The 6,800-nt window shown below is 70.1% G+C and carries 5 protein-coding genes and 2 pseudogenes; 3 read left to right on the forward strand and 4 right to left on the reverse strand.

What is annotated here, in order from left to right:
* Window positions 1-98: 98 nt before the first annotated feature.
* Window positions 99-1,592, reverse strand: a complete 1,494-nt coding sequence (locus tag ACFWI9_RS28875) for an IMP dehydrogenase (RefSeq protein ID WP_387166502.1) — start codon at window positions 1,590-1,592, stop codon at window positions 99-101.
* Between the two features lie 364 nt (window positions 1,593-1,956).
* On the opposite strand from ACFWI9_RS28875, the gene ACFWI9_RS28880 reads away from it, so the two are divergent.
* Window positions 1,957-3,945 carry a PE-PGRS family protein gene (locus tag ACFWI9_RS28880; RefSeq protein ID WP_387166505.1) on the forward strand — a complete coding sequence of 663 codons (1,989 nt, stop codon included), beginning with the start codon at window positions 1,957-1,959 and terminating at the stop codon, window positions 3,943-3,945.
* A gap of 21 nt (window positions 3,946-3,966) precedes the next feature.
* Here ACFWI9_RS28880 and ACFWI9_RS28885 read toward each other — a convergent pair.
* A pseudogene (locus tag ACFWI9_RS28885) lies at window positions 3,967-4,318 on the reverse strand (aquaporin); the annotation flags it as partial.
* Window positions 4,315-4,689 (reverse strand): ArsR/SmtB family transcription factor, encoded by a 375-nt coding sequence (locus tag ACFWI9_RS28890; protein ID WP_387166508.1) that lies wholly within the window; start codon window positions 4,687-4,689, stop codon window positions 4,315-4,317. The pseudogene ACFWI9_RS28885 and the gene ACFWI9_RS28890, both read right to left, overlap by 4 nt.
* Before the next feature lie 104 nt (window positions 4,690-4,793).
* On the opposite strand from ACFWI9_RS28890, the gene arsM reads away from it, so the two are divergent.
* Window positions 4,794-5,672, forward strand: a complete 879-nt coding sequence (gene arsM / locus ACFWI9_RS28895) for an arsenite methyltransferase (RefSeq protein ID WP_387166511.1) — start codon at window positions 4,794-4,796, stop codon at window positions 5,670-5,672.
* A gap of 52 nt (window positions 5,673-5,724) precedes the next feature.
* Window positions 5,725-6,073, forward strand: a pseudogene (locus tag ACFWI9_RS28900) (PIN domain-containing protein); the annotation flags it as partial.
* 23 nt (window positions 6,074-6,096) lie between these two features.
* On the opposite strand, the gene ACFWI9_RS28905 reads toward ACFWI9_RS28900, so the two are convergent.
* Window positions 6,097-6,681 (reverse strand): GNAT family N-acetyltransferase, encoded by a 585-nt coding sequence (locus ACFWI9_RS28905; RefSeq protein ID WP_387166514.1) that lies wholly within the window; start codon window positions 6,679-6,681, stop codon window positions 6,097-6,099.
* Between the last annotated feature and the right edge of the window lie 119 nt (window positions 6,682-6,800).

Raw genomic sequence — 6,800 nt, forward strand, 5'->3', positions numbered from 1 at the left:
GGGGGAGCCCGGCCCGGGGGGGGCGCGCGTGTGGGGGGGGGCCGCCCCGGGCCGTGGGCCACGCCGGCCGAGGGCCCGGGGCCGTCCGGTCGGCAGGCTCACTCCCCGGCGTCGATGGCGGGCCGGCGTACCTCGATCTCGGCGCCGGTCTGCTTGAACGACTCCGCCGACACCGGGGCCAGCACCGCGTCCCGGTGGAAGTCCCGCAGGTTCGTCGACCCGCAGCTGATCATGGTGGAGATCAGCTTCGCCCGGGTGCGCTCCACGTTGTCGTACAGGCTGCCCGCGTACGGGACGTAGCCGTCGACGCCCTCCTCGAAGACCATCTGGCCGCGCTGGCCGTAGCGGGCCGCGTTCTGCGCGCGCCGCGAGCCCTCGCCCCAGTACTCCTTGTACCACTGGCCGCCGATCTGCAGCTTGCGGGACGGGCTCTCGTCGAGCCGGGCGAAGTAGCGGCCGAGCATGATGAAGTCCGCCCCCATCGCCAGGGCCATCGCCATGTGCGAGTCGTTGAGCAGACCGCCGTCGCAGCACAGCGGCACGTACACGCCGGTCTCCTGGGCGTATGCGTCGCGCGCCTCGACCACATCGAGCAGCGCGGAGGCCTGACCGCGGCCGATGCCCTTCTGCTCCCGCGTGGTGCAGATGGCACCGCCGCCGATCCCCACCTTCACGAACGCCGCGCCCGCGTCGGCCAGATAACGGAACGCCCGGCCGTCGACGACGTTCCCCGCACCGACGAAGGCATCGTCCCCGTATGTCTCCCGGGCGAATTCGAGGGTCTTCGCCTGGTACACGGAATAGCCATCGGAGGAGTCCAGGCACAGCACGTCCGCACCGGCCTCCACCAGGGCGGGAATACGATCCTTGAAGTCACGCGAATTGATACCGGCACCCACGCGCAGACGCTTTTCGCTGTCCACCGTGGCACGGTTGTACGTCTTGTGGGCCTGGTAGTCCCGCTTGAGGACCAGGGAGGCGACCCGGCCGTCCTCGAGCACCGGCAGCACGTCCAGATGATGCTGCCAGATGAGCTCATTGGCCTCGGACAGCGAGACGGAGGCGGGAGCGGTGACCAGGTTGTCGCGGCCCCGCATGCGGTTGCCGGCGTTCTCCGAGGCCCCGTGACGCTCCAGGTGGAAGTCGTCGAGGCTGATGATGCCGAGGAACTCGCCGCCCGCTTCACCGCTCTGCGTGACCACGGCCACGCCCTGCTCCGTCTTCGAGAGCCGGTATGCGACCTCGCCGAGAGGCGTCCCCGGCGCCACGGTGACCTCGCTGGTGCGGAAGCCGGCCTTGTGCCGCTTGACCGCCAGTACGTCCGCGGCCTGGTCCTCGATCTGCTGGTTCTGGTGGATGAACGACAGCCCGCCGACCTGCGCCAGGGCCACCGCCAGCGTCGGCGACGACACCGCCTGCATCACGGCGCTCACCATGGGCGTGGCGATCCGAACGGCCGACTCCTCGCCGACTCGGTGACGCACCAGTGGCGCCCCGAGATCCACGTTGTCCGGCGTGCAGGCCTCTGTGGTCAGGCCGGGGATGAGGAGGTATTCACTCAGCGTGCGAGAGATCTCGGGGAGGATTTTCACGTCGTCTCCAGAAAGGAGCCTGCAAACCACTACCGGTGAAATGGGCGAGGCTCGTGCGGGCAGCGAAGATTGCCGCCACCCGGTAGCGCGCAGTGGGAAGAACGCGCTCTCCGGATATCCTGAGAGCGGGCACCCCCGGCGTGACAAGTGCTCGCGTGCGGCCGAATCGACGGCGAGGTAACCACAGACCCAACGCACGGTGCTGCACAGGCGCTGACTTCCATTACGCCATACGAGATGGTACCTCACTGCACAAATTCGCCCGCCGGGCGTCGAATTGCCGCCCCTCGCCCCCAACTCCTGTGACAGGCATGGCCATCGGTTCGCGGCTTCGCACCATTCGCCGTAGCGGAAGATGGTCGTCATGACGGACGGGAAGAGCGCACTGAGCGAACTACTCCATCGCGCCGGCCTGGAGGTGGTCGGGCACGGCCGGGTCTTCGCCGCACGGCCCGCGGCGGCCGCTTGGCGGCCGGTGATCGCAGGGAACACGGACCCCACGCTCGCTGTGCCGAACGCCCATCCCGACCTGGTCACCGAGTCGAACCAGCAGTGGCACCGGCTCGCTGTCGAGCACGACGTGATCAACACCGACGGGGAGTTCCTGATCAGCGTCGCCAACCAGGGCTGCACCTGCTGCGAGCGCGGCCACTGGACCAGAGTGCGGTTGGCGGAGCGCTGGGACCTGGCCGGGCACCTCGGCCCGAAGCCGGGCCAACCGGAATTCGTGGCCATGTCCCTGGACGGAGAGAGCGTTCTGGGCGCCACCACCGAGGAGTACGCGGTCTGGTTCATCGCCATCGCCCCGTTCACCGACTGGCTGGAATCGTCGGCACAGGCCCGGGCAGTCGAGAGCGCGGAGGAGCGCGAGGCCGGCTGGAACAGCGTCCTGCGAGGGAAGACCGCCCCTGCCAGGTTGCGCGGAGCGTGGCGTGAAGGGCTGGCCAGGAACCGCGCCGCGTCCGCGCCCGTGCTGCACCGTCTCCTCGACGTCGGCCCTGAGGAGCGGCTCCCGTCCTGGCTGATCCACCGGGAACTGCCCGAGGACGTGGTCCGGGCCTGGGTCGCGCACCCCGAGTGGCGGGTACGCAAAGGTCTGGCGGAACGATGGCTGCTCAACGCCGACCAGCGCGCCGAACTCTTCCACGATCCGGAGCCGCATCACCGGTGGATACTCCTCACGTGCGCCGTGGACGGCCGATCACCACTCACCGATGCGACGTACGCCCAGCTCGCCGCCGATCCCAGCCCGCGCGTACGCGCCGAACTGGCTCTCCACCGCGACCTGCCGGTGCGGCTTCTTGCGGCACTCGCCGTCGATCCGGACCCCCAGGTGCGCGCCGCAGCCGCCCCGCGCGCCTGGACTCACCTGGCCCCTTCGGCGCAGGCGGTCCTTCTCGCGGACCCCGACGCCGGGGTGCGAGCCGAAGCCGTTCTGCGGCACCACCGCTCCACGCCGCTCTCTGCGGCTGACTTCGCCGAACTCCCCAGTGACAGGCACCGAGAACGTGCCGCCGGTACCTGCGTGCTCAGCCGCGAGCTGGCCAAGGACCTGGTCCACCGCACCGAGACCGAATTGCACGGTGCAACGGCGCAGAACCCGAACCTGGACGCCGACCTGGTGACCCTGCTCGGCCAGGACCCGGACCCCCACATCCGCCGGCTGATCTCCATCCGCCCGGACCTCACCGAAGCACAACGCTCCCGAATAGAGTTCGAGTTCGACCCCAAGGCCCGCTGCTCCCCGCTGCCGTGGGTCCGGGAGCTGGAGGACGACGAGGAGGCCATGCGCCGCTGCGCCACCTCCGCGCACGTGATGCTCCGCCGCAGTGCCGCCTGCGCGAAGAACCTGCCACTCGACGTGGTCGACCTGCTGGCGCGCGACGAGGACTGGGTTGTCCGGCTCTTCCTGGCCGAACACTGCGCCCAGGCCCCGGCCGACGTACTCCTGGAAATGGTGCGGAGCTGGGACGGCTACTCAGCCGCACGGATGGTCGAGCATCCCAACTTCCCCCGGCACGGGACCATCCGCTACGCGGCCGATCCCAACCCTCTTGTGCGCAAGCTCGCACTCCTCGATCCGGAGTCGAGCGTCGAACTGGTGGAACGGTTCAGTAGGGACGCGGACCCAGGTGTCCGCTGGGGCGCCCTGCGCGACCCGCGCCTGTCCACCGAATCCGTGATCCGCCTGCTCGATGACCCCCACCAGCACATCAGAGACGAAGCAGCGGCCGACCCCCGCCTGCCCACCCGCGTCCTGGCAGCCCTCCTGCACGACACCGCGACCGCCGCCCACGCCGCAGCGAACCCGGCTGTTCCCGAAACCGTCATGCAGCACCTGCTGGACCGGTAGCCGGGGGCGCACGCAGCAGGTCAAGGGCTTGGCGAACATCGCGTCGGCCAGGACCGCGCCGCCGATCCTGCCCGCGATCTGAGCGGGCACGTACACGGCGACGTCCCGCAGGGCCAGACCATCCGCGCTGCGGCGACTGGTGAACCAGGCGGCGAAGCTGACGACCGGGTTGAAGTGCGCGCCGGACACCGGCCCGAACAGCAGGATCAGCACTCCCAGGCCGAATACCGTGGCGAGGGAGTTGGCAAGCAGTTTGCACCCCGACATCGCGCTTCAGCTCGGTGGCCTGCATGCCGGATCCGACCACCACCGCCACCAGCAGCGCGGTCCCGACCGCCTCCGCGGCGGCGCGGCGGCTGAGCGGAGCCTTCACGCGCGGGCTCCGACGGTCCTCGGGCCGGTCAGGAACGCGGCGAGCTTGTCCAAGACCCCGGGCAGCGCCCAGTAGTAGACCCAGGTCCCGCGCCGCTCGCAGTCGATGAGGCCGGCCTGGCGCAGCAGCTTGAGGTGGTGGGAGATCGTCGGCTGGGACAGGTCGAAGGCCGGGGTCAGCTCGCACACGCAGATCTCACCGCCATCGCCGCGCGAGACGATCATCGACATCAGGCGCAGCCGGACCGGATCCCCCAGAGCCTTGAAGACCTTCGCCAGGTCGGCGGCCTGCTCGTCGTCCAGCGGTGCGGCGGACAGTCCCGGGCAGCAGGCCGCGTCCTGGCCGATCAGCCCGAGCTCTTGTTTCGACATGTGTCTATGTTGACGTTTTTCAATTCAAGATGCAAGCTTGAATCGAAGAACACCAATACAGGCAGTTCAGGGGCATGCCATGCCCCGTCACCTGGGAGTGAGCCATGAGCGAGCAGTCCACCGACCTGCGCGAGACCGTCCGCCGGCGCTACGCCGCAGCGGCTGTGAAGGTCGCCGAGGGCACCGCCGCCTGCTGCGGGCCCGAGCCGGTCGAGGTCGACGAGAACTTCGGTTCGACCCTCTACGCCGCCGACGAGCGCGACGCGCTCCCCGCGGAAGCCGTCGCCGCCTCCCTCGGCTGCGGCAACCCCACCGCCGTCGCCGAACTGCGCGAGGGCGAGCGCGTACTCGACCTCGGCTCCGGCGGCGGCATCGACGTCCTGCTCTCCGCCCGTCGCGTCGGCCCGACCGGCAAGGCGTACGGCCTGGACATGACCGAGGAGATGCTCGCCCTCGCCCTCACCAACGCCGCGAACGCGGGTGCGACCAACGTCGAGTTCCTCAAGGGCACCATCGAGGCGATCCCGCTGCCCGCGGGCACCATCGACGTGGTGATCTCCAACTGCGTGATCAACCTGTCCGTCGACAAACCCGCCGTGTTCGCCGAGACGTTCCGCGTGCTCAAGCCAGGCGGCCGGATCGGCGTCTCCGACGTCGTCGCCGACGACACCCTCACCGCCGACCAGCGGGCCGAGCGCGGCGACTACGTCGGCTGCGTCGCAGGCGCCCTGTCCTTCGCCGAATACCGGGCAGGCCTGGAAACGGCCGGCTTCACGGAGATCGAGATCACCCCGACCCACGCGGTCGCCGACGGGATGCACTCCGCCATCGTCCGCGCCACCAAGCCGGGCGCCGCCACCACTCCCGCGGACGACCCGTGCTGCGGAGTCACCGCCTGCTGCTCTCCTGACGAGAAGGCGGCCGACCCGGCCGTCACCGTCAGCGCGGCCAAGAGCGCAGCCGGATGCGGCTGCCGCAACTGAGGCCGCCGCCGCAGTTCACGGCTGCACGGAGGGCCGCTTGCTTCGGCGAGCCTGGGACCAGGCGGCGGCAGCCGGTCTCAGTGCCACCTGCCCCACCACCGAGTTGGATTTTCTCCTTCAGCGCCCGATCGGCTGCCGACAGAGCACGGGGCATCGAGGACATCCGGTTGATCTTCGGCTGTGTCCCGGTCGACGACCGCGCCTACGACCGGGCCTGGCAGGTCCAGGAGGCGCTCACCAAGCAGGGCAAGCACCGTAGCGCCGGTGCGGTGGACCTGGTGGTGGCCGCCACAGCGGAGCTGCGGGGGCTCACTCTCCTGCACCGGGACCACGACTTCGAGGGCATCGCGGCAGTGACCGGCCGGCCCCTCCAGTGGTACGGGCCGGAGCCGGGCACGTAGCTCCGGCCCCAGGGCCGCCAGCCTCAGGGCCGCGGTTCCGCGGAGTCGGCAGCCTCCCGGGCGAGGATCGCGTAGACGTACTCGCTGCCCCAGCCCCAGTCGTTGCGGTCGTTGTCGATCAGGTGCGCCTCACGGCGCATCGACAGTCGCTCGCAGATCCGCTCGGACGCTCTGTTCTCCGCGTCGAGTCGGGCGTACAGACGGTGCACGGACAGCTCGCGAAAGGCCAGGTCGCGGAGTGCGAGTGCGGCCTCCGTGGCATAGCCCCGGCCTCCGTGCCCGGGGTGGAAGGTCCAGCCGATCTCGGCCTGCCTGGCGTAAGCGCTGGACAGCGTGACGGTGACCTCGCCGATCACCCCGGGGGTGTCACGGCGGCATACCGCGAGGGTGAGGTTGTCGCCGTCCTCCTTCCAGTGGGTGCCCTGGCTGAAGCGTTCGATCACCTCGGCGCAGCGGGCGCGGTCGCGCGGCTGCCGGTAGAGGTACCTGGCCACCTCGGGCAGCCCCTGGTACGCGTACATGTCCTCGATGTCGTCCGCCGTGAACAGGCGCAGGACCAACCGCTCCGTCACGACCGGCTGGAAGGTGGTGGGTACGTACATGGTCATCCCCCTCTTCTGAAAATATCGAAGGCACGACGGGCGCGCCGGGGGGGGGGGGGTCCCCCACCCCCCGCGGGCCGCGCGCAGCGAGACCGCCGGCCCCGAGAGCAGCCCCACACACACCG

The organism is Streptomyces sp. NPDC127084 (assembly GCF_042724175.1).
Classification (GTDB): domain Bacteria; phylum Actinomycetota; class Actinomycetes; order Streptomycetales; family Streptomycetaceae; genus Streptomyces.